The 22,507-nt window shown below is 71.8% G+C and carries 14 protein-coding genes; 9 read left to right on the top strand and 5 right to left on the bottom strand.

All coding sequences use genetic code 11. The features are described 5' to 3' along the window. Positions 1-52 precede the first annotated feature (52 nt). The 9 genes from ACGFYY_RS36690 to ACGFYY_RS36650 all read left to right on the top strand — a co-directional run bounded on the left by ACGFYY_RS36690 (position 53) and on the right by ACGFYY_RS36650 (position 14,285). A complete protein-coding gene (locus ACGFYY_RS36690) occupies positions 53-2,242 on the top strand; it encodes a LodA/GoxA family CTQ-dependent oxidase (RefSeq protein WP_393716269.1) in 2,190 nt (729 codons plus the stop codon). Next, on the top strand, positions 2,239-3,312 hold the full coding sequence (locus ACGFYY_RS36685; protein WP_393716267.1) for a ferritin-like protein: 1,074 nt from the start codon (positions 2,239-2,241) through the stop codon (positions 3,310-3,312). Before ACGFYY_RS36690 ends, ACGFYY_RS36685 begins: the two co-directional genes overlap by 4 nt. After that, positions 3,309-5,564, top strand: a complete 2,256-nt coding sequence (locus ACGFYY_RS36680; protein ID WP_393716265.1) for a LodA/GoxA family CTQ-dependent oxidase — start codon at positions 3,309-3,311, stop codon at positions 5,562-5,564. Before ACGFYY_RS36685 ends, ACGFYY_RS36680 begins: the two co-directional genes overlap by 4 nt. Then, positions 5,561-6,616, top strand: a complete 1,056-nt coding sequence (locus tag ACGFYY_RS36675; RefSeq protein WP_393716263.1) for a tryptophan 7-halogenase — start codon at positions 5,561-5,563, stop codon at positions 6,614-6,616. The genes ACGFYY_RS36680 and ACGFYY_RS36675 overlap by 4 nt, the downstream gene beginning before the upstream one ends. Before the next feature lie 285 nt (positions 6,617-6,901). Beyond that, complete coding sequence (locus ACGFYY_RS36670) at positions 6,902-9,652, top strand: hypothetical protein (protein ID WP_393716261.1); 2,751 nt, start codon at positions 6,902-6,904, stop codon at positions 9,650-9,652. Further along, positions 9,649-10,683: an amidinotransferase gene (locus ACGFYY_RS36665; protein WP_393716259.1), complete on the top strand. Its 1,035-nt coding sequence runs from the start codon at positions 9,649-9,651 to the stop codon at positions 10,681-10,683. The genes ACGFYY_RS36670 and ACGFYY_RS36665 overlap by 4 nt, the downstream gene beginning before the upstream one ends. Before the next feature lie 249 nt (positions 10,684-10,932). Continuing rightward, positions 10,933-11,754 (top strand): lipase family protein, encoded by an 822-nt coding sequence (locus ACGFYY_RS36660; RefSeq protein WP_393716257.1) that lies wholly within the window; start codon positions 10,933-10,935, stop codon positions 11,752-11,754. Positions 11,755-11,847: 93 nt separating this feature from the next. Beyond that, positions 11,848-13,326 carry an FAD-binding oxidoreductase gene (locus ACGFYY_RS36655; protein ID WP_393716255.1) on the top strand — a complete coding sequence of 493 codons (1,479 nt, stop codon included), beginning with the start codon at positions 11,848-11,850 and terminating at the stop codon, positions 13,324-13,326. Continuing rightward, positions 13,323-14,285: a hypothetical protein gene (locus ACGFYY_RS36650; protein ID WP_393716253.1), complete on the top strand. Its 963-nt coding sequence runs from the start codon at positions 13,323-13,325 to the stop codon at positions 14,283-14,285. Before ACGFYY_RS36655 ends, ACGFYY_RS36650 begins: the two co-directional genes overlap by 4 nt. Here ACGFYY_RS36650 and ACGFYY_RS36645 read toward each other — a convergent pair. From ACGFYY_RS36645 to ACGFYY_RS36625, 5 genes are read right to left on the bottom strand one after another with little or no spacing between them, the layout of a single operon-like run. Then, the gene (locus ACGFYY_RS36645) at positions 14,188-17,721 is read right to left on the bottom strand and encodes a hypothetical protein (RefSeq protein ID WP_393716251.1); all 3,534 of its coding nucleotides are present in this window, start codon (positions 17,719-17,721) and stop codon (positions 14,188-14,190) included. The two genes, ACGFYY_RS36650 and ACGFYY_RS36645, sit on opposite strands and share 98 nt — an antisense overlap. Positions 17,722-17,754: 33 nt before the next feature. Then, complete coding sequence (locus ACGFYY_RS36640) at positions 17,755-19,476, bottom strand: hypothetical protein (RefSeq protein WP_393716249.1); 1,722 nt, start codon at positions 19,474-19,476, stop codon at positions 17,755-17,757. Beyond that, entirely contained in the window at positions 19,469-20,539 is a 1,071-nt protein-coding gene (locus tag ACGFYY_RS36635; RefSeq protein ID WP_393716247.1) for a polyprenyl synthetase family protein, read from the bottom strand. Before ACGFYY_RS36635 ends, ACGFYY_RS36640 begins: the two co-directional genes overlap by 8 nt. After that, positions 20,536-22,017: a hypothetical protein gene (locus ACGFYY_RS36630; RefSeq protein WP_393716245.1), complete on the bottom strand. Its 1,482-nt coding sequence runs from the start codon at positions 22,015-22,017 to the stop codon at positions 20,536-20,538. The genes ACGFYY_RS36635 and ACGFYY_RS36630 overlap by 4 nt, the downstream gene beginning before the upstream one ends. Before the next feature lie 35 nt (positions 22,018-22,052). Further along, positions 22,053-22,457, bottom strand: a complete 405-nt coding sequence (locus tag ACGFYY_RS36625) for a hypothetical protein (protein ID WP_393716243.1) — start codon at positions 22,455-22,457, stop codon at positions 22,053-22,055. Positions 22,458-22,507: the final 50 nt, after the last annotated feature.

Genomic DNA, 22,507 nt, shown 5'->3' with positions numbered 1-22,507 from the left:
ATTTTCGGTTACTGTGAGTGCGGATTAATTACTCACAGTTAGGGGTCGATGCGTGGACCTCGCAGACATCACGTCCGTCCGTATCCACCCTGCCATCGGCATCGCTCGGCTCGGCAACAGCCCCGACGCGTTCTTCGTCGGGCCCGAGGTGCCAGGCGCGCCCCCCGATCCCGGCGGCGGCCGGTTCAAGGACGCGCACCGGCGGATCAAACGACAGGCGGCGCGGTTCCGGTGCTTCGGGTACGACGCGCGCGGTGAGCGCTGGACGGAGCTCACCGACACCCCCGGGGTCGTCGCCGTCCACTGGACCGTGCACGTGGTGAACCGCAAGGGCGCCTCCCTGCGGTTCACCGGGGACGCCCCCCGCAACAAGGGGGCGGAGCCCGGCAGCCTCGTCATCGACCCGGGCGCCCGCACGCTGAGCGGTCCCGGAGAGCGGCACCGGCTCGACGGCGGGGCGTTCGCGGGAGTGGACGTATCCCTCGGGGAGGTGCGGACCGATGAGCGGGGGCGGCTGCTGGTTCTCGGGGGGAGCGGAGCCGCCGGGTCTCCCAGGGGCGCGCCCTGCGACAACTTCGCCGACAACGACGGCTGGTACGACGACACCTGCGACGGGTCCGTCGAGGCCGTCGTCCACCTCCGGGGGCGCGACCCGATCCGCGCCGAGCGGGCCTGGGTCCTCGTCACGCCCCCGAAGTTCGCTCCCGGGCTGGAAGACGCGGTCACCGTATGGGACCTGCTCACCGACCTGTTCGCGAACGGGCCCCCGGGCGGCGGACCGCCGCCGTCGTACACACGCGACATCGAGCCCATCCTCCGCCGTGCCCGGACCGTGGGGGCCGTCAACCGGGCCGCCGGGGGGCGTGTCCACACCCGCTGGCCCGAGCCGCTGTACGGGCACTACGGGCGGCGGAAGATCGTCGGCTGGCTGCGGTCCCCAGGATACGAGAACCCCAAGGGGGAGGTCGGGAACTCGATGCCCAAGCTGGCGGGCAAGCCCCGGCCGCACCTCACCCGCCGTCAGTACGCCGCCCTGGTGCGATGGCGCGACGGGGACTTCGTGCGGGACTGGAACCCGGAGGTCGAGCCGGGCGACGGGGAGGGGGAGATCACCCCGTCCGGACTCGATCGCGCCGCTCTAGAGGCTTGCGTCGGCACCGTCTTCGAGCCCGGAATCGAGGCCGGGCGCTTCTTCCTGAACCCCGATAACTGGGCTGAGCCGTACGGTGGCTTCCGCTTCCACCCGAGGATCGGGCCGGGGGATGTCACCGCCCGCATGGCCGTGCCCTGGCAGGCCGACTTCTACGCGTGCGGCGCGTTCTGGTGGCCGGTCTCCCGGCCCAACGAGGTCGTTGTGCCCGGCTTGGGGTACCAGGGCTGGCAGCGGGGTGTCGAGAACATCCGGCACATGGTCGACGTCTGGGACCGGCTGGGGTTCGTCGTTCACGACCCCCCGGGTGGGTACGTCGAAGCCGAGCGTGACGATCCGCCCGAGGTCCCGCTGCCGCCCCTCGCCACGGGGCAGTGGAACAGCGCCCTTGCAGGCCCCGGGCCGGGAGGTAACGGGCACGCCGGGATCTGGCAGCAGGCCGGGCAGCTCGCAGGCGTCGACCTCGTCGGATACGGGCGCGGCGAGCTGCTCCCCGGGGCCGGGCACGTATGGCCTCTCCGGCTCACCGAGGCCGACCGGAGTCTGACGCTGAGGCTCCGTACAGCCGACCGCGCCGCCCTCTCGGTCACCGTCCGGACCTCCTACGGCACCGTCCTGCAAGCGGACGACCCCCGCCTGACGACCGCCCGTGAATGCGCCGCTCTGGAGGTGCGGTGTGCCCTGCCGCTGGAGGTCGCGCCCCAACGGTTCGCCCGCGAGGGGCTGTGGGAGGTCGTCGTGCGGGCCACGGGCGCGGGCCCGGTCGCGTACCAGTTCACCGCCCAGGCGGACAGCGGGGTCCGTATCGGCGTCGCACCGGACGGCTCCACCGTCGCCGTCGAAGGCGGCCGGGTGTTCTCCGCCGTCCTCTCCGTACCCGGTGACGAGCCGAACGGCACGACCCTCGACCCGGTCGGCGAGAGCACCTTCGCTCTCCCCGCCCCCGCCCCCGCCCCCGCCCCCGCCCCCGCCACCGCTGACGGAGCCGCGCTGCGGCTGACCGTAAGCGGCGTATCGGAACTGGGCTTCCCCTTCACCAGGGTTCGGTTCCTTCCTCACGACCAGCACAAAGGAGCACAAGGAGTCCAATGAGTGTCACGACCACCCAAGCCGAGCCAACCGTCGCCGGCCTCCTCGCGGAGGAGAAGCACGATGTGGTATGGCTGCGGGACTGCCTCCAGCTGGCCGTCCAGATCGAGTTCTCGACCATCCCGCCGTACCTGTACGCCTACTGGTGCGTCCAGGACCCGGCCGACGACCTCGCCGACGCCCTGCTCGGCATCGCCTGGCAGGAGATGCTGCACATGGGCCTCGCCTGCAACATGCTCGTCGCGATCGGCGGCAAGCCCGACATCAAGGGCAAAGTGCCGACCTACCCCTCCAAGGGGCTGCCCGGCAAGGTCCTGGAGGAACTGGACATCCAGATCAAGGGCGTGTCGGGCCGTGACGAGGACGAGAACGACGCGCTGCGGCTCTTCATGAAGATCGAGGAGCCGCGCAAGCCGCTGGCCACCTTCAGTCCGAGCCGTACCATCGGCGAGTTCTACCGGGACATCAGGACGGCGTTCGAGGACCTGTTCCGGAACAAGCCGGACCTGCCCGGCGGTGGCAGGCAGGTCTCCGGCCGCATCGGGGGCGACGAGCTCTTCGAGGTCAAGAATCTGAAGGACGCCCTCAAGGCCATCGACATCATCACCGAGCAGGGCGAGGGCACGAGTAAACGGCCCACCGGCACCGACGACCCGGCCGACCTGGCGCACTACTACCGCTTCGGCGAGTACTGGTACGGCAGGCGGATGCGCAAGCTGCCGCATCCGGTCGACGGCAAGGAGTGGGAGTTCAAGGGCGACCCGATCAAGCGCGCCACCCTGTACCCGCTCGGGGCCGTACCGCGCGACGGCTGGGGTGACGCGCCCGGGGCATCGGTCCGCAAGGCCCTGGACGCATGCAACAAGGCCTTCACCAAGATGGTCAAGGAGCTGCAGAGCGACTGGACTTCTCCGCCGGACCGCCGGCCCGGCGACGAGGACCCCAACCCGATCGGTGCCATGGTGGCCCTCAACCAGAGGGTCCGTGAGCTCATCGATCTCCAGAAGCGGGAGCCGGGGACCCCGAAGTACGGGCCTGAATTCCTCATCGTGCCGCTGGGGGTGGAGCAATGAGCGAGCTGGACCTCTCCTCCGTCAAACACGTCCGCATCCACCCCGCCATCGGCTTCGCCCGCGTCGGGAACAGCACCGACCCGGACGGCTACTTCCTCGGACCGGAGGTCCCGGGCATCCCGCCGGAGCCGGCGGACGGGAGGTTCAAGGACGCCCAGGGCCGCATCAAGCGGCAGGCCGTCCGCTTCCGCTGCTACGGATACGACGAGAAGGGCGAGCGCTGGGTCGAGCTCACCGACAAGCCGGGGCACGTGTCCATCGAGTGGACGGTCCGGCTCGCCAACCTCAAGGCCGCTGCCAAGATCTTCGTCCCCCGGGGCCGCGAGACCGACCAACTGCGCAACAAGGACGTGGGGCGCGAAGAACTGGTCATCAAGCCGAAGAAACTCTCCCTCGACCGGCCCGGCCTGACCGCGGTGTTCGAGAAGAAGCGGATCTCCTTCACACAGCACTCGGCGGACGTCTGCCTCGGCGAGATCCGCACCGAACCGACCACCGGCCGTCTGCTGGTGCTCGGCGGAAGCGGCGCCGCGCAGAGCCCGGAGGGCAAGAAGCTCGAGAACGCGTTCAACAACGACGGATGGTGGGACGACACCTCGGACGGCCCGGTCGACGCGGTCGTCACCATCAACGGCAAGCGCATCCAGGCCACCCGGGCCTGGGTCGTGGTCACCCCGCCCAAGTACGCGCCCGGCCTCGACAACCCCGTCACCCTCTGGGAACGGCTGCGCGACCAGTTCTCCCTGGACGACGAGATGGCCATCCCGTCGTACACCGAGGACATCGCCCCTGTTCTGCGCCGGGCCCGCTTCATCGGCGCTGTCAACGAGGGGGCGGCCGGCATGCACTCCGGCTGGCCCGAGCCGATCTACGGCTACTACGCCCGCCGCAAGATCTACAGCTGGCTGCGCCGGAGCACGGGCGACCAGGACGAGAAGAAGATGCCGCGGGTGCACAGCTACGAGCGGCAGGACCAGAGGTACGGCACGCTCACGCCGGTACAACTGCGCGACCTGCGCAAGTGGCGCGACGGCGCCTTCGTCCGCGACTGGCCGGCCGGCGGGCCCCGTCGGCCCCACCGCACCGTCACCCCGCGAGGCCTGGACCGGGCGGCGCTCGAGGCGTGTGTCGGGGAGTCCTTCACCCCCGGCATCGAGGCCGGTGCCTTCTTCAAAGACCTGAAGAACTGGGCACAGCCGTACGAGGACTTCCGCTTCGCCCCCCGCCTCGAAGAGGGCGCGGTCACCGAACGCATGGCCATCCCCTGGCAGGCCGACTTCTGGGCATGCGCCGACAACTGGTGGCCGGTACCCCGCCCGAACCAGGTCGTTCCGGGCGACCAGCCGGAACTCGGCCACCAGGAGTGGACCCGGGCATGGGCGGAGGACATGAACGACATGCCCAAGAACTGGGACGCGCTCGGCTTCGTGCGACCGGACGGGGAGGGCCGCCTCCGGGAGGTCGAACGCCACCCCGAGGTCACCCTCGCGGGAGATCCGCTGCCCGACGGCCAGCTGACCACCCTGTGGGACGACGACCGGCCGCCCGCCGCCACAGCACTGCCCGAGGACCTCGCCGGCATCGACCTCGCCGCGTACGGACACGCGGAACTGCCGCCCGGCGGCGAGCACACCTGGCCGGTCCGGCTCACGGAAGAAGACCGGATGGTGGAGATCACCGTCCGCACGCCCCGGCCCGACGGCCTGACGGTCCGCGTGGTCACCCCGTACGGGTCGGACGTGGAGGAGGACGACGTCCGGATGACCGGGACGGTGTTCCCGGACGCGGTCGTGGTGAGGCTGACCCTGCCCGTGGAGGTGATGCCGGCGCGGTACGCCCGGGAGGGGCGCTGGCGCATCGTCCTCGGCACGTCGTCGGACGCGGGCGCGCAGCCGGTGCCGTACCGGCTCAGTGTGGCGACCGAATCGGGCATCCAGTTCGACGGCACACGGCTGGCGGCGCCGACGACCGCAGTGCGGGGCAGCCGCGCCCACCACGGTGATGGCGCCGAGGGCGCCGAGGTGGCCGGAGCGGTTCCGGCAGAGCACGATCGGCGGATGGAGAGCCTGGCGCTCGTCGCACCCGACGGGACCGAGACGCCCGTCGAGCACGCGGAGGGGGCGGCGGTGCCCGCCGCCGCCATCGCGTTCGCCTCGGCACCGCCTGGGACGCGGCTGCGGGCCATCGGCTACTCGCGGCTCGGGCACCCCTTCGTGCGGGAGCGGTTCCTGACCGGGAACGAGCCCGCGTGACCGTCGCCGACCTCGTGGTGGTCGGCGGCGGGCCCGCCGGTGCGGCGGTCGCCTGGGAGGCGGCCGCCGCCGGGGCGCGCGTCGTGCTCGCCCACGACGGGCGGGCGCCCTGGCAGCCGGTCGGGCAGCAGCTCGCACCGGCCGCCCGGGCCGTGCTGCGCCGCATGGGCGTGGACGGCAGGGCGGCGGCCCTGGCCAGACCGGTGCACGGCGCACGGAGCGTGTGGGCGGACCCGTCGGCGGTCGACGAGGCCTCGATGCTGTTCAACCCGTACGGGCCGCCCTGGGCGGTGGACCGGCGCGTCCTGGACGGTCTCCTGAGGATGGCTGCCCGGGAGGCGGGCGTGCGGGTGGTGCGGGCCCGGGCCCGGGCGGAGCGGGCAGGGGGCGGCGGCTGGCGGGTGGCCGGTCTGGACGACGGTCCTGTGCCCGTGCCCGTGGTTGTCGACTCGACGGGCGCGTCCAGTGCGGTGTCCCGGGGGCGGCTGGCCCGGCGCCGGGCGGACCGGCTACGCTGCACGGTCTGGCGGATCCCGGCCGCCGAGGCGGGACCGCAGCCCTGGTCGCTGGTCGAGGCGGTTCCGTACGGCTGGTGGTACACCGCGCCAGGTCCGGCCCCGGGCGGCGACCTGACGGTGCTTCAGGTACAGGGGGCGGGCGGTCGCGCCCCCTGCGTGCCGCCGCCGCACACCGCGGCCCGGCTCCGCTGCCCGGGACCGCTGCCCCGCCCGGCAGCGGAGCGTGTCGCCACCGTCGGCCGCGCCGCACCTCCCTGGGCGCCGGGCCTAGTGGCGGCGGGTGATGCAGCGCTGTCGGTGGACCCGCTGTCGTCATCCGGACTGCGGCACGCCCTGGAGCTGGCCCGCCCGGCGGCGCACGCGGCGCTGGGCCTGGTGGACGGCGACGAGGCGGCGGCGGCCGGGTACGCGGAGCTGGTGGCCGGGGCGTTCGCCCGGCACTTGGCGGAACGCCGCGCCCATCACACGGCTGCCGCGCACTACGGCCGGGAGCCCTTCTGGCGCCACCGCTCGACCACGGGCGCGGGCGATTGACACTCCACCCTCGAACCGGCCGGAGGCCGCCCATCCCGCGGGCGGCCTCCGCCGCACTCCGGTGCCCTGTCGGCCGGGCTCCCGCGGAACAGACCCGGCTCACGCGTAGGAGGCCGACAGCGGGTCGTCCGCCGCGCAGCCGGGCATTCGGGCGACGGCGAAACGATCAGGCAGGTGAATCCTCCGACTCCCCCCTCGACGTCAACCCGCATGCTGTGACCATTCCTCACTGTGATGACGTGGGCGGTCCGAGGCTGCCCACGGTGACAGGAGGGCCTGGCTTCCATGCACGGTGACTTCCCACGGATCCGGCGGACGCTTTCACTCTGGTGCGGCATCGGCGCCGTGCTCGGCGGTTCGCTCGGCCCCGCCGCTCAGAGCGCACACGCGCTCACCGCGGAAATCCGAGAACGCGCCACGACATGTGCGGCCCCGGGGCCGATCGCTCATGCCTCCGCCGGCCTCGACTTCGGCGGCAAGGAGCTCAGTACGGCAAGTGCCGCCCGCACGGCGGCCGCCATCACCGTCGCGCTGACCGCCGGGCCCCTTCCCGCCGGGGCCCGGGTGGTGGGGAGCCGGGTGCTGCTCCCCGACGGCCAGGGGTCTTTCACGGTCGGCGTGGAGCACGTACGCATGCCGGGCACGCTTGCCTACGCGCCGGTGGCGAGCGTGCACTTCCTCGGGTCGAGCGCGGCTGTGGTGCGGGTCTCCGACCGGGCGACGGCCGATCTGATCCGGCAGGCGGTCGCCGCCCGGCTCGCCGAGGTCGCGGCGATCGTCTCCGACCGGTCGCAGAACCGGCGGCTCGACGTCACGAGCGGACTGACCGAGGGCGTGCTCACCACCGCCGACAGCGCCGGCCGCATCCCGCTCAGCCCCAGGGACATCGGCCGGGTCACCGCCCTGAAGATCCTCGGCGACCAGCTCCCCAGCGCCACGACCCGGGTGAAGACGGCCGCGCTCGGCTCCGCCATCGCGATGGGCCTGCTCGACGAGGAGCCGTCCCGCCCCGTGCACCGTATGGAAGGCAACGCGCCGCTCGTCGGCGTGGCGGCCGCGGCGGCGCGAGCCGCCTCCGTCCGCGTGCTGGCGCCCGGGTCCGCCGCTGCTCTCGACAAGGTGCTCGAGCTGGCCCGCCAGACCGGCTCACAGGCGAGCCTGAAGGACATCCGCGCCGAACGGGAATGCGAGCGCCGCGTGCTGCGCGAGCAGGCCGACGGCGTGATCGCCCGGCGGACGGCCGCGGACGCCGAGCTGACGAAATCCCTGAACGCGCGTGACGTGCAGCTGCCGGTCATCCCGCACGTGATCGTCGGCGGTGGATGGGCCGCCACGGTCGACTACCTCACCCTTCCCCCGGTCGCGGATGCCGGCGCCGATGTGCCGCCCGTCCTGACGGTGTCCGCGGGCTACGGAGTGGTCAACGATCTCGGCGAGTTCCGCCTCACCCAGCCCGCGATGGACAACGAGCTGCCGGGTGCCCCCTTCCAGCCCGGTGACTTCGCCGAGGACCGCAGCGACTTCGTGATGTCCACCGCCTTCGGGCGGGCGGTCGGTGTGGCCCGGGCCCTGGCGGGCATGCCCACGTACCAGGCGAACGTCACCGGCATCGAAGCCCGGCCGGCCGGGACGGCCGCGGCGGACTGGCCGGCCGGAGCCCGGTACCGCCTGACGACCGGCGACCGACGGACCCTGTACGCGAGCTCACTGGACCTGGCCACCGGTCTCGGCCCGCCCAGGATCCCGCAGGCGACCGGCGACCAGCTGGCCGGCAGGACCTTCGTCGATCCGGGTACGGGCTACCAAGTGGCGTTCGGCCCTGCCGGAGACACCCGGATCCTCGATCCCCAGGGCGAGCCGTACACCGGGCAGTTGCCCGCGAACGCCGCCTGGCTGCTCGGTGTGCAGAACGTCGAGGGCACACCGAAGAGGCTGTACGAGCCGTTCCTGCTCGATCCCCTGGGCCGGCCCACCGAACGCCGCGTGATCGACCCCGAGTCCCGCTACTCGGTGGACCCGCAGAACCGTACGACGTACACCCCGGACGGAGCGGCGGTCGACCCGGCGTCTCTGGATCCGGACCTGCGAGCCCGGCTCGGCTTCCGGCCCGAGGGCTATCGCGACCCAAGGTTCGTCGCGGACCAGAACTCCCCTTACTCGGTCCACCCGGTGACCGGGGCCGTCGTCCTGACCTTGAGCGGCGAGCCTGTCGACCGCACCACCCTCCCACCGCAGACGCTGACCCGCCTCGACGCCCTCGTCCGGGCACACCGGGTCCAGTACGGCGGGCAGAACACCAGCGCCGACTACCGTGCGGACGACGACCTGCTCGTGGTCGGCGGCGGTGCGGGCGGCGCCTCCGAGGTCGAACAAGCCCACTACGTCACCCGTCAGGTCACCTGGGGCGCGCGCCCGGCAAGAAAGCTCGAGGCCGACTACCCCAGGGGCCCGGAAGGCGCCCTGGACCCCAAGGGACTGCGTGCCGAGTGGGATGCGGCGCTCCCGGCACGGAAGACGGAGATCCAGCGGGACCTCAGCTTCGTCAGCGGCGGCTTCAACCGGCGCAACACCCTGCCGGCCATCGGGGCCTTCTCCCTGCCGGTCTGGGAGCCGACCCTTCGTACGACCGACCTGCCCGTCACCGTCCGGTACACCACCACCGGCCGCTTCGGCACGGCCGATCTCCAGGGCCGCCTCTCCACCTTCAGCCGTATCGTCTACACCATCGGCCAGGAGGCCGACTACCCCGGCGGCGCCGCCACGCTGCTGGGCCCAGGCACCCTGCTGGCCGCGGTGCTCGGGCCGGACGGCTCGGAGGTCAACGGCCTCCGGGACGCGCCGGGCACACTGCGGGTCCTGGGTGCGGCCAGTGTCACCCCCGGCGTCCTGCGGCTCACCGGGGCGGCCCAACCCGTACTGACCGACAAGATCAAGGCACAAGCGGATGTCCTGCCGCCGGACGCCCGCACCATCCATCCCAGCATCCGCTACCACGCCGGCCGGATCGCCGAGATGAACCGCACGTTCCAGCGATGAGCGATACCGTGCGGGTCGATGCGTGCGACGAATGGAGTCCGTTGCGCGAGGTGCTGGTCGGCACCGCGTACGGCGCGATGTTCCCGGCCGAGGACCGCCGCATGGTCGAGGCGACCATGCCGCGCGAGCACTGGGATGAGTTCCGTCCCGGCCACCCGTTCCCACCGAGGATCGTGGAGGACGCCGAGCGCGAGCTCCAGGCCCTCGCAGAGCTGTTGGAAGAGCTGGGGTGTCGGGTGCACCGTCCGCGCCAGGTTCCCTGGTCGGGGCTGGGCGGGTACTCTGCGGCCATGCCGCGCGACGCCCTGCTCGTGATGGGTGATGCGATCGTCGAGGCGTCCACGGCCTGGCGCAGTCGGCGGCACGAACTGCTGGCGTACTGGCCACTGGTACAGCAGTGCCGACGGGACGGGGCCAGGTGGCTGCCGTCGGCCGTCGACTTCAACATCGACCCGGTCGGCGCAGGACCGCCGTCAGAGCTTGACGACTGGGTCATCGGCGAAGCCCGTCCGGCCTGGGACGCCGCGGACTTCCTGCGCCTGGGCCCGCGCACACTCATCGGCCAGCGCAGCCACGTCACCAACCGGTCCGGCATCGAGAACCTGCGGGCACGCCTGGGCGGGGACGTCCAGGTGTACCTGGTCCGGCCGGACGATCCGCACGCGATGCACATCGACGCCACCCTGTGCCCGCTCCGGGAAGGGCTCGCCCTCTACAACCCGGACCGGATCGATCCTGCCGCGCTGGCGGGCACCCCGATGGCGGACTGGGAACTCGTCCCCGCCCCGCACCCCGACCCGCGCACCGAGCCTCCGCTCTACATGACCAGTGCCTGGATCAGCATGAACCTGCTCGTCGTCGACGGACAACACGTGCTCGTGGAGGCCGCCGACGACAAGCTCCAGACCCTGCTCGCCGAGCTCGACTTCACGCCCCTGCCGCTGCCCTTCCAAAACGTCCACGCCCTCGGCGGGTCCTTCCACTGCGCCACCCTGGACCTGCACCGCGACCGCCGCGCGCGGCCGTCCTGAGATCCGGGCGGGTACGGGTGGGGCTGCCGTGCCCGTGGCCGGCCCCGGTCCGTTCGGGTGACGAGGGATCGTTCCTGCGCACCGGTCGGGGGAGTGGGAGCCGGGAACCGCACCGGCTCCCGGCTAGCGTCTGGTTGCCCGGCCGACCTGGGCCGGTGTTCCGGCACGCGACCGGGCCGGGCGGCATCCGTCCGTGCGATGCTCCGCGGACGGTCTCACGCACCACCCACCATGGCCGGGAGAGAAGCCGTGTCCGTACCGTCGACGATCGACCACACCGCCAGGAAGCACAGCCCCCAGCTCGCGTACTGGATGGTCCAGGCCGCCGACCTCGCCTACAAGGACGAGGCCACCATCGAAGCCAAGGCCCGAGGCTGGGGTTTCGACCGGGTGCGTCACCACCACACCCGGTTCACCCCGCCGTTCCCGCTGGAGGACACCCAGGCGTACACGATCGCCAGCGATAAGATGATCATCACGGGATTCCGGGGCACCGAGCCCGCACAGATCCGGGACTGGCTCTCGGACGCCACCACACCCCCGTGGCCGGGACCGGGCGGGACCGGCTACATCCACTACGGCTTCGGCCAGGCCCTCGACTCGGTCTTCCCCACCGTCAGGGACGCGCTCGCGGACTTCCGCGACGACGACCAGAGCGTATGGTTCACCGGCCACAGCCTCGGCGGCGCACTCGCGATGCTCGCCGGCTGCCGCATGTACCTCGAGGAGCCGCGCCTGCAGGCCGACGGCATCTACACCTACGGCCAGCCCCGCACCTGCGACCGGCTCCTGGCCGCCTCCTGCAACAAGGGCTTCAAAGACCGACTGCACCGCTACGTCAACAACAACGACATCGTCCCGCAACTGCCGCCCGAGCCCGCCTACACCCACGTCGACACCCTGCACTACATCAACGCGAGCGGCCGCATCCGCTCCTCCATGCCGCTGACGAGCGCACTGGGCGACCGGGTCAAGGGCGCCACCGCCGACCTCCTCGCCCCCGCCGGCGACGCCCTGCGTGACCACCCCATCAAGAAGTACGTCGAAGCCATGGCGAACAACCTCGTGTGAAGCGTGGAGACACCGACGCTCGCCCCGCGGTCCGCACGGCCGGGCCGGCACGGCGCACCGACCGATGGCAGCCGCGACGGTACGGTCGGCGGCATGGGCCAGGAGGCGGAGTGGGCTGCTGCAGTGCGGGAGTGGCGCTCCCTGCTGGGCCGGGAGCACGTGGCGACCGCGGCCGAGGAAGGGGACCGCATCGCACAGGGCACCTTCCCCGGCGGCGCGAGGCCCCGTTGCGTGCTGCTGCCCGGACACCGTGACGAGGTGGCCGCCTGCTTGCGGGTCGCCCACCGCCGGCAACTGTCGGTACATCCGGTCAGTACGGGGCGCAACTGGGGGTACGGGTCCACCGGCCCGCGGCCGGGCGAGGCAGCCCTGCTGTGCCTGTCCAGGCTCGACCGGGTGGTGGACTTGGACGAGGAGCTCGGGGTCGCGACCGTGCAACCAGGGGTGACCTTCGGGAGCCTGGCCCGGTACCTGGCCGGCGCCGGCTCGAGCCGCTGGCCACCCGCCACCGGGGCGGGGGCCGACACCTCGGTGGTGGGGAACATCCTCCAGCGGGGCCTGGGCACCGGCGCCTACCGGGACATGGCGGCGCAGGTTCGGGCGCTCGAACTGGTGCTCCCGGACGGGAGCCTGGTCGGCACGCGCGCGCCCGGTCCGGTCGGAGACGGTGCCGAGGAGGGGCCGGGGCCCTCGGTGAACGGTCTGTTCCTGCAAGGCGGTCCCGCCGTGGTCACGTCGGTGGCGATGGCCCTCCACCCTGTGCCGCAGTGGCACCAGCGCGTGCTGTTCGGGCTCCGTACGGGAAGCCTCGCCGCAGTGGTCGACGAGGCACGGGACCTGCTCCAGCGCATCCCGGCCGGTCTGACGCTCGACCTCCGCAACCGGCCCAGGATCGCGGCACAGTGGCCGGCCCGGGCAGCGGCCGCCCCGTCGCCGCCACCGCAGCTGCCGAAGGTGCTCGACGGCGACTGGACGGGATGCGCGGAGCTGTGGGCGGACAGCGCCGCGTTGCTGGAGGCCACCCGGGACCGGGTCCTCGCCCGGATGTCCGCCCACGCGGAACACTGGCACCTCCAGGCCCCACTGCCCGGCGCGCCTCCTGGCGGCGGCAGCGGGGGACTGGCCTGCGCCTACCGGCACAAGCCGGCCGGCGTCCGGAGTGGTCCGTCCCCGGACCCTGGGAGGGACGGCTGCGGGGTGCTGTGGTTCGCGCCTGTGCTGCCCATGCGGGGAGTGAAGGCGGCCGAAGCCGTGCGCGTCATCGAGAGGGCCATGGTCGCGCACGGCATGGAGCCGTGCCTGGCGCTGAGGCTCGGAGCCCGCGTACTGCACTGCGTCGCCGGTCTGTTCTGGGACCGTGACGACGCGGCGGCGGAGTCCCGTGCGATGGCCTGCCACCGACGGCTCGCTGCGGACTGCGCGCGGCTGGGGGCGTACCCGTACCGGCCGTTGCTCGCCCGCGTGGAAGCGCAGTCGGTGGACGGGTCGGTACGCGACCTGCTGGCGCGGCTGCGACAGGCGGTAGATCCGCACGGGGTGCTGCCGCACCCGCACGGAGCGGGGATTCCTTGAGCGGGGTGTGGTTCGGGGCGATCGCCGAGACGGCCGAGGTGTCGGCATTGCGCGGGCGGCTCCACCGGCACCTGCTGGACACCGCGTCCGGGCTGGATCCAGCGTGGCGGGAGTGTGTGATGCGTGAGTTGACCGCGCACGGCAGGTCGGTCAGGGCGCCGGGCGGCGACTTCTTCGCCCGGTTCCCGGCGCCGGTGTGGTCCTTCCTGCACTGGGTGCCGACGGCGCGGGGGCAGGCGTATGCCGAACGGAACCAGGCTCTGGCCCTCTTCCTGCACCTGTGGGAGGACCACCTGTCGGACGGCCAACTCCCCGAGGAGGAAAGCTTCGTACGGCTCCGGGCGCGGGCTTGGCAGGAGTGGGAGCGCTCGGCGCTGGCGCTGGCGGCGCAATGGGGTGCGCCGGTCCGGCTGGTCGGCGCGCACGCCGCTGTGTACCGGGAAGCGGTCGCGCACCGCCGCGAGCGGAGCAGGGACGGTTACTACCGGACGGCCGCCCGGCAGGCCGCGCTGTGGACGCTCCTCCCAGCGATACTGGCCGTCACCGGGCGGACTGCGGGCCGGCTCGGCCCGGTGGTCACCGACTTCGCCCTGGCCTGGCGGATCGTGGACGACCTCGCGGACGTTGAGGAGGACGCGGCCGCCGGTGCGCGCAGCGCGGTCTGGTGGGAGCTGCCGCCCCGGAGCCGGGCCGGCTGGGGTGCCGACCCGGGGCGTCCCGTCGCCGGGGAAGCGGAGGGACGGCTGGGCCGGAGGGCGGCCCGGCTGCTCGTCCGGGCCGCGTACCGGGCCGAGCGGGCCGGGCTGCCGGGATGGGCGATGGAGGTGCGAACGGCGGCCACGGGTGTGGCCGCCGCGGGTTTCACATCCCAGTCGCCGCCCTCGACATGGCGCAGTCCTCGATCTTCTTCCAGATCCCCTTGCCGACCTCAGCGAAGAGGATCTCAGGGTTCCCCTTGAGGTACTTCGCGAAGTCCGCCCACGAGGCGACGCCGAACTCCGTCCTCAGCTTGAAGTCGATCGATGTGGGCCCCCAGAAGGCCTTGCAGTCCGCGTCGAGTGTCGCCTTGCAGCTCGTGGTGGTGACGCTGAGCGTGACAGCGGCGTCCAGAGTGACGCCGATCTTCCCCTTGGGCAGGGGCCCGATCGCAGTGGGCAGCTCCACGAGAAGGGCGAGCGACAGCCGGGCGGCGGCGGTCAGGCCCCTGTCGTCGAGCGTGCACAGCACCGCGCTCTTGAGGATCTTGTCGATGCTCGCCGCGAGCCGGAAGGACCAGCCGGACGCCCCGAGGTCGATCTTCGCCGCGATGTCGGCGCCCAGCAGCCGGACCCGGGCGTCGAGGTGCAGCAGCGTCTTGCGCGCGGGGGTGTCGCCCGTGATGGTGCGGGTGTCCAGCTGGTACGAGGGACCCGTGCGGCCATCCGTACTGGAGATGACGAGGACATCGCCCAGGGTGATCTTCTTGTCCATCGAGCCGAAGGCGTGGATGCCGGTGGGTGCCACGCTCAGCTCGAAGCGCCACGAGATGCCGTACAGGCTCAGGTGGCCCTTGGTGGAGAAACCGGGATCCCAGGACTCCTTCAGCGGCGGCGGACTCTGCCACTTGGTTCCCTTGGCGACGAACACCACCAGGAGCTGGTAGAGCCGGATGCCGTCGAGCAGCGGCTTGAGCCAGTTCGCGTGACGCGCCCCGGGGGCGAGCTGGACCAGGATCTCCCAGAGGGTGACCCCCGGGTCCGCGGCGGCGGTCGCGGTGTCCAAGGAGAAGCGGAAGACGTCGATATAGGGGGCGCCGTTGAAGCCGCCGTGCGCGTCGAGGGCGAGCTGGGCATTGCCGAGCTTGATCCGCCCGCCCATGCCGATGCCCAGGCCGGCTTGCGCACTCACGTCGACCTGCACGTAGAACCTCTGCACGTCCAGGCCCTTGATGCCGAACGCGTCGGGCCAGGCCGGCGATTTCGACGGGGGCCCGTCGAGCTCGGCGAGTTCCAGCGCCGTCTCGCGTACGGCCGGCCCGAGCTCCCGACCGTTCGTCCGCGGTGCCAGGTAGCCGGGGCCGTCGAGGGCGTAGGCCAGTAGCTCCGCCGTCCCGGCGGCACCTGTGGCGCCGCCCTGGAGGACGAGGAACAGGGAGAACTCCTGCTTGCCCAGCGAAAGCCGTCCACCGGCGGTGAGTGTGAGCGGCCGCGTGCTGCCGTCGGTGTTCTTGACGGAGAACGTCAGCTGGGTGACCAGGGCCGCGGCCATGTCCGCGGGCTTCAGAGTGAGCGTGAGCGCTTCCATGCCGGTGATGCGGCTCTTGGGCGCGACGACCACGAACTCGGAGTCGACGATCTCGGCGGCGAGACGGGCGCGCAGCGCGAGGCCGCCGCTGTCGTTGAAGAGCTTGGCGACCGGGGCCAGTACGCCGCTGAAGCGCACCTCGGTGAAGAGCGTCACGCCCTTGGACAGCTCCTTGGGCAGGGTGTCGGGCAGTTTCTCCCCGCCCGGTTTGACCCCGTCGCGCGTGGCGAACGCGAATCCCGACTTCTGGAAGGTGATGCCCTTCAAAGCCTGCTTCAGGCCGCCGTCCCAGTCGCCGACCTCGGCGGGCGACCAGGAGCCCTCGGTCCACAGCGCGGCGGCGAAGAGTGTCTTGCCCTTTGCGTCCCGTCCGGCTCGGCCGATGCAGCGGAACGAGGTGTTCTTGCCGATCTCGGCCTTGGCGGCCAGCACCAGATCGTAGGCGGTGGGCGTCCCCGCCGGGTCGGCGTCGGTGCCGGCGCCGTTGCTGCCGACGGTCAGTTCGGCGCGCGCCTCGGGCAGCGTGATCGTCGGGAAGCCACGCGGCAGGGGCATGTCGGCCTGCTCGGCGAGTGCGCGCAGCAGCTTGTCGACCGTGAGTTCCTTGAACTCGCCTTTCAGGCCGAACTGGCCGGGAAGCGCCAGTTTGGTGTCCAGCACCAGCTTGCCCGGGGATCCGTCGAGGCCCAGGGTGGCCTTGGCGGTGAGCTCGCCGCTGACCTTGCGCCCGCCGTCGGCCGCCTGCTTGTCCGGCGGCTTGCCCTGGGCCAGGGACAGCTTCGCCTCGGTCAGGGTCATCCGGGCGGCGCCGACACCGACCGCCCACTCCCCTTCGACCTCGGCCTTGAGGGCGAGGTGCTCCTTGTCGGCCGTCGCCTCCAGGCGAATGATCTTCAGGTCGGGCAGGGAGTCGACCTGGGCGCCGGGACAGATCCGCTCGACGGTCTGCCTGAGGTGGATCGGGTTGGCATCCGGCATCTTCAGCGAGAATGTGCCGGGTGGGAAGGCCGCCTCCGCGTTGAGGGCTGTGACGTCGTACAGGTCGAGCCGGGCCGTGCCGAGCGCGGTCGCCTTGCGGGGCGGGTCGGACTTCGCCAGCGGGCGCTCCACGGTGAAGTCCGCGCCCGCCTTGGAGAGGGTGAGGACACCGCCGGCCAGCTTCCATCCGGCGTCAGGCCCCGCGGCCAGCTTGACCCGCAGGGCGGTGATGGCCGCGGCCGGCCCCTTCTTCAGCTCGGCCGGATCCAGATCGAGCGAGAGCTCTGACAGCCGGACGGATTTGCCCAGTGGGAATCCCTTCATGCACCCGGCCGCCTCGCCGGTGCCTTCCCACTTCGCGATCGAGCCGGCGGTGACCTCAGCGGGCAGGGCGTCGGCCCGCAGCGTGACGACCTTGGGCAGGCTGCCCGCCGGCGCGCTCAGGACCACGCTGGTACGGGTGTCGATGCGCAGCTCGGCGGCGAGGCGCAGCTCGTAGCGCCCTTCGGGCAGCGAGCCGCCCCACAGGTGGAACGAGGCGCCCAGAGCGCCGAGTTCCCGGCCGGGCGAGCGGAGCTGGATCCGCGGGCCGTTCGCCGTCTTGACGGCCGTACCGGTGAGCCCGAAGACGGCCCCAGAGATTCCGAGCAGTTCACTCAGGTCGGTGAGGTGGTGAGGGAGCTTGGTCTGCAAGGAGTGGAAGGTCAGGCCGGGCGCGAGTCTGGGCCGTCCCTGCGCGGCCGGGCGCGGGTGCGAGGCGAGGAGGAAAGCCGGTTCGGCCTGCCAGGCCAGGGTGTTGAGTCCGGTCTCGGCCATCTGCGGGAAGGATGTCGCCCAGGTCCAGCCGACCGGGAGCGGGAACGGGAAGTAGAGCGTGGGCGCACCGTCGGCGATGCCGAACTCCACTCCGGCGACGGGACGCTCGGGCACCTTGAGCAGCCCGGCCCGGCCGGAGAGCCGGACCGGGCCGTTCTTCCTGTCCTGCCGGGAGAGTTCGCTGACGGTCAGCGTCCCGTCCCACCAGGTGTTGATCAGATCGGCGGCCGGGCCCGGCCCGAGCGGCCCGCCCGGCAGTGTGAGGGTGCCGTCCTTGGTGTGGTCGGCGATGATCGCGCGGAGTTGTTCGAGATCCATGTGGGTCCTGGCGGTGGGGGGAGATCCAGGGGCTCAGGTGAGCTGGGCGGCGATCGCCTGGCGGGCGGCCTGGGTCAGTCCGCGGGAGAGGTTCGCCCGTTCCTTGCCGACCCGTTCCTTGACGACGCCGAGGACGAGTTCCTTGACCTTGTCGCGGTTCATCACCGGGTTGATCAGCTTGGTCCACTTGCCGCCGTTGACGAGCTGGGCGCTGATGTCCTCGTTCGCGACCGCGATGTCCACCTTGCCCAGGTGGATGTCCAAGGTGTCGCTGTCCCTTCCCGCGAAGGACATGACGAGGGCGGCGGCAGCCCGGCTGACCGTCACGACGAGTCCGGCGTCGGGCTCGGGGCCCGCCGGGTCGCCCTCCCAGTAGAGGTGGACGTCGGCGGTGAGGCGGAGCGGTGGCTTCGGCACGGTGCGCTGCCCGATGCCGCCGTCCTTCTCCCGCATCCGGACGGTCGGCTCGCCGTCGATCCTCCCGAGCAGCAGGGAGAGGCTGAGGCCCGGCTCGATCAGGGTGATGTCCTCGGCCGGGATCAGCAGATTGGCGATGCCGTCCACCGTGCCCTTCCGCAGGATGATCCCGGTGGGCTGGGCTCCCTCGATCTCGTGCATGCCCAGATTCACCTCGTCCATGGCGAAGGGCTGGAGCGGAGGCTCGTGCACCGAGTATACGGCCGACGGCGGATAGAACCAGGACTTCGCGTCGCCCAGCGAGGACCTCGCACGGTCCAGCAGGTACCGGTCCACGGTGGACTCCGGCTTGCCCCCGGTGCTGGGGGCGGGCGGGGAGGAGCCGAGGACACCGTCCAGCGCGTTGAGGAGCTGGGCGGACAGCGTGGTGTTGAGGCCCACCAGGTTGGAGGCGGAGTTGAGGGCGCGGGTGAAGCTGTCGGCGAACTCCTCCATCGCCTGGCGCGACGAGAACAGATCGCAGGTGGAGTCCTTCCACGGCTCGGCCTGGCTCTTCAGCGCCTTGTTGGTCACCGTGACCGTGAAGGTCTTCCTGTCGAGCTTGAACTCGGGCGGTTTGGGGAGCGTGATCCGTTCGATGACGACGTGCGGGCGTCGAGCTGTGCCTTGCCCGGCGACCTGCACCCGCGCATGGGCACGGAACTCGACGCCGGGCAGCACCTGCATCTCGAACCGGCCCTGCAGGCACACCCGTTCGACGGGCCAGCTGATGCCCTTGAGCTCGCCCACCTGCTTCCGCGTGGTCGGGTACGGCCGACGCGTCGACGGGTCCTCGGGGTTGTCCGCGGCCGCCACGTGCTGGATGAGCTCGTAGTCGCCGGAGAGGGTGACGTTCTTGGGCAGGCCGGGCGCGTCGTGGGCGCCCAGGGTGATGGGCAGCACGCAGGAGTAGCCCTCCGGTGTGCAGCGCAGGTCCAGGAAGTCGCCCAGGCTCGCGTTCTCCAGGCCGGCCACCTGCGCGTTCCGTACGGTCAGCCGGGGGTCGGGGTTGTCGATCAGCTGGGTCGGCGTGCACGTCCCGAGGATCTCCAGCTGTTTGTCGGTCGCGATGCCGTTCACCACGGTCCACCAGGAGTCGTAGACGAGCGTGGCGAGCTTGCGGCCGGGGTCCTTCTCGATGTTCCCGAGCTCCCAGGTGTCGGCCCTGACGGGCAGCAGCGGAGCGCGGTCGTCGCGCTTGGCAGCCAGCAGCACCTTGGGCAGGAAGTACGGGCTCTTCGGGTTGTTGACCCGCTTGTGCAGGGTCCGGTAGACGAACTGGAACAGGGCCTCACCCATGGTTCTCTCCGTTCGGACGGGCCGGCCGGCTGGGGCGGTCGACCACCTGGAGCGCCAACTCCTCCAGGGCGTGGCGGTAGCGGTTGGCGGGGAACGGGCGCAGGTACTCGATCGCGTCGAGCGCCTGTTCCCTCGCGTCGGCGTAGGCGCGCGCGTACCCGCCGCTGGCGCGCACCTCGGCGGCGGCCCGGTCCAGCTCGTCCTCGCCGAGCTCGGCACCGACCCGCTCACCGCGCAGTACCCGGCTGACGGTGTGCTCCGCGCCGAGTTCCGCCATGGCGTGGATCAGCGGCAGCGAGGCGCGCGAGCGCAGCAGGTCCGCACCGTACGGCTTGCCGGAGACGGCGGGATCCTGGGCCAGGTCGAAGAGGTCGTCCATCACCTGGAAGGCCCGGCCGAGCCGTCGGCCGTAGAAGCCGGCCCTGCGGGCGTCGGAGGTGCGGCCGCCGGCCAGTGCCACACCGGATTCGGCGGCCAGACCGAAGAGCGAGGCGGTCTTGCGTTCGGCGGTGCGCCAGTACCGGTCGGCCAGGACGGCCGGATCCCAGCACGGGTCCACCACCAGCTCGTCGAGCTCGCCGCAGCAGATCTCGAACGCCGTGTCCAGCACCAGTTTCACCAGGGCCATGTCGCTGTCTCGGTCGATGCTGTCGGCGAACCCGCGGATCGCTGCCACGAACTGGAGGTCTCCGACCAGCACCGCCGTCTCGGCGCCGCGCGTCGCGTTCACTGAGGGCATGCCCCGGCGCAGGGCGGACGCGTCCACCACGTCGTCGTGGATCAAGGTGGCGACGTGCAGCATCTCCAGCGACACGGCGCCCTGCAGCACCTTGTGCGGGAGCGGCCCGTCGCCGTGCACCATGCGGGCGGCCAGCAGCAGCACCGCGGGACGCAGCCGCTTGCCGCGCCGGTACAGGCCGTATTCGGTCTCCGTGAGATAGGGCCGCTGCGGGGCGAGGGCCGCCTCCAGGATCTCCTCGTATCGCGGCCGGTCGTCGGCGAGCAGCCCGGACCAGATCCGGTCGCAGACGTCGGGGGCCGGGGCGTGCGGCGTCGCGGTCACGTCCGCGGCCCCGTTCCGTTCGGCGAGAAGCCCGGAACCCCGGTGAGGGCGGCGTACCGCACGGTCTCCAGCACCGACTCGCGCAACAGCTCGGGCAGGAAGGCCATGCTGTCCAGCCGTTCCTGCGCCAGGCGTCCCGCGTCGCCCTCCCATGTGCCGCTGCCGTCCAGGGTGAGTTCGAGCGGGGGCAGCTCGACCCGGGCGTCGGTGATCCGCTTCAGCGCGGAGTCCTGCTCCAAGTGGCCGTCGGGGCCGAGGACCACGGTGAAGACCGCGTCGGCGAGGCGGGCCCGGCAGGAGCCCTCGTGGAGCACGTCCCCGCTGCCGTTGGCCTCGGCGGTCTGACGCTCGGCCTCGTGGTGGTAGAAGCTGCGCGTCATCTCGCGGATCGCCGCGTAGTCGTCCTCCGTCAGGGGCTCCCAGTGGTCGGGCTCGTCGGCGAGCGGCTCGGTGGTGTGCGGCGATCCGATGTAGTGGTCCGGAACGTCCAGGCCCGCCTCGGAGAGCGGCCCCGCGCCCATGAGCGGCGCGTAGCGCAGGTGCCGGGCGAACGCGGCGTCCTCGACGGGGGGCGGAGGGGTGCCGCGGTCGTCGCTGATGACTTTGTAGATCTGGTGCTGGTCCATCTCGGTCATGTCATCGCGTGTGTTGCCGGTGGCGATGACCTTGGTGGCGAAGGCCGAGGCGGAGTCGTACGCCGCGCGGTACTTGTTGGGCGCCCCGGCCAGTCCCTTCTCCGCGAATTCCGCCGCCTTGAACGAGAGGACCGCCTGCAGCTTGTGGTGGACGCGGAAGGAATGCCAGTTGTAGCTCCTGCCGCTGGCCCCGTGCTTCCACTTGTTGACCGGTGGCGACTCCTTCTGCGCCGGGTCGACACGCTCCCACGTGATCTCCGCCATCTGCCGGGTCATGCCCGCCTCCTGCTCCTGGCCCCGCCAGACCTGGAGGACGCCGCTCATCCGGAAGAGCTCGTTGTAGACCTCGTTGTGGACGTTGAACCGGTAGACGAGCTCGCCGCCGTTGGGCGTCTTCAGCAGCTGGGTGCGGTGTTCGCGCGCGCGGGCCGTCCACCTCTCGACGTCCTGTGGCTGAGGGGGCTGCACCTCCGCGGCGAGCCGGGCGGCGAGTGGGACGGTCGGCTGCCGGGCGGTGTCGGACAGGGGCTGAAGGTTGCCCGCGGAGTCCAGCTCGGGGACCGCGTCCGGGCGGGCGTCCAGTGCGTAGCGGCCGGAGACGGCCAGGGCGGGGATGCGGTACGTGATCCTGGTCCCGTCGCCGTGCGGCTCGCGCGTGAGTTCCTCGGGGTCGCCGTCGGGGTGTACCTCCAGCGCGCCGAAGCGGATGCTCAGGGCTCCGCTGCGGTAGGGGAGCCGTTCGGGCATGGCGACGGTGCGGGCGAGCGGGTAGCCGGGGGTGTCGGCCAGGCGTACCGGCGTCCGCCCGTTGGGAGTGGGCGCGGCGCAGTTCGGGTCGGTCATGTGGGGGTCGTCTCTCCTCGTGAGGTGACTGCGGGTCAGGAGATGGTGAGGTCGCCCGTGATCAGGAGCATGTCGTCGAAGGTGCCGAGGGTGAGCTTGGTGGCGGTCACCCCGACGCAGCTGCCTGGCTTGTCCGGGACGGGGAGCGAGCAGTGCAGCGGTCCTGTGACGGGGATGTTGATGTCCCACTTGAGCATGGCCTTCTTGACGGCCGGCGCGAAGAGCGTGGCGAACTGGGAGCAGGCGTCCTTCGCGGAGGTGAAGCGGCGGGGCTCGACCACGATGCCTTCGATGCCGATGTCCAGCAGTTTGGCCTTGATGTGCCCGTCCTTGTCCTTCTCCTTCCCGGTTCCCTTCTGCCAGTCGGTGATCTCGGTGACCTGCGCGGTCACTTTGGGGTTCGGCGGGGACAGCGTCACGAGGATGTTCAGTAGCGACATACGGGCCTCCGGTTCGAGGTGGGTGGTGCGCGGAGCCGGCGAAGCGGGAT

The organism is Streptomyces sp. NPDC048331 (assembly GCF_043201215.1).
Taxonomy (GTDB): Bacteria; Actinomycetota; Actinomycetes; order Streptomycetales; family Streptomycetaceae; genus Streptomyces.
This window is presented reverse-complemented; position numbering and strand designations above follow the sequence as displayed.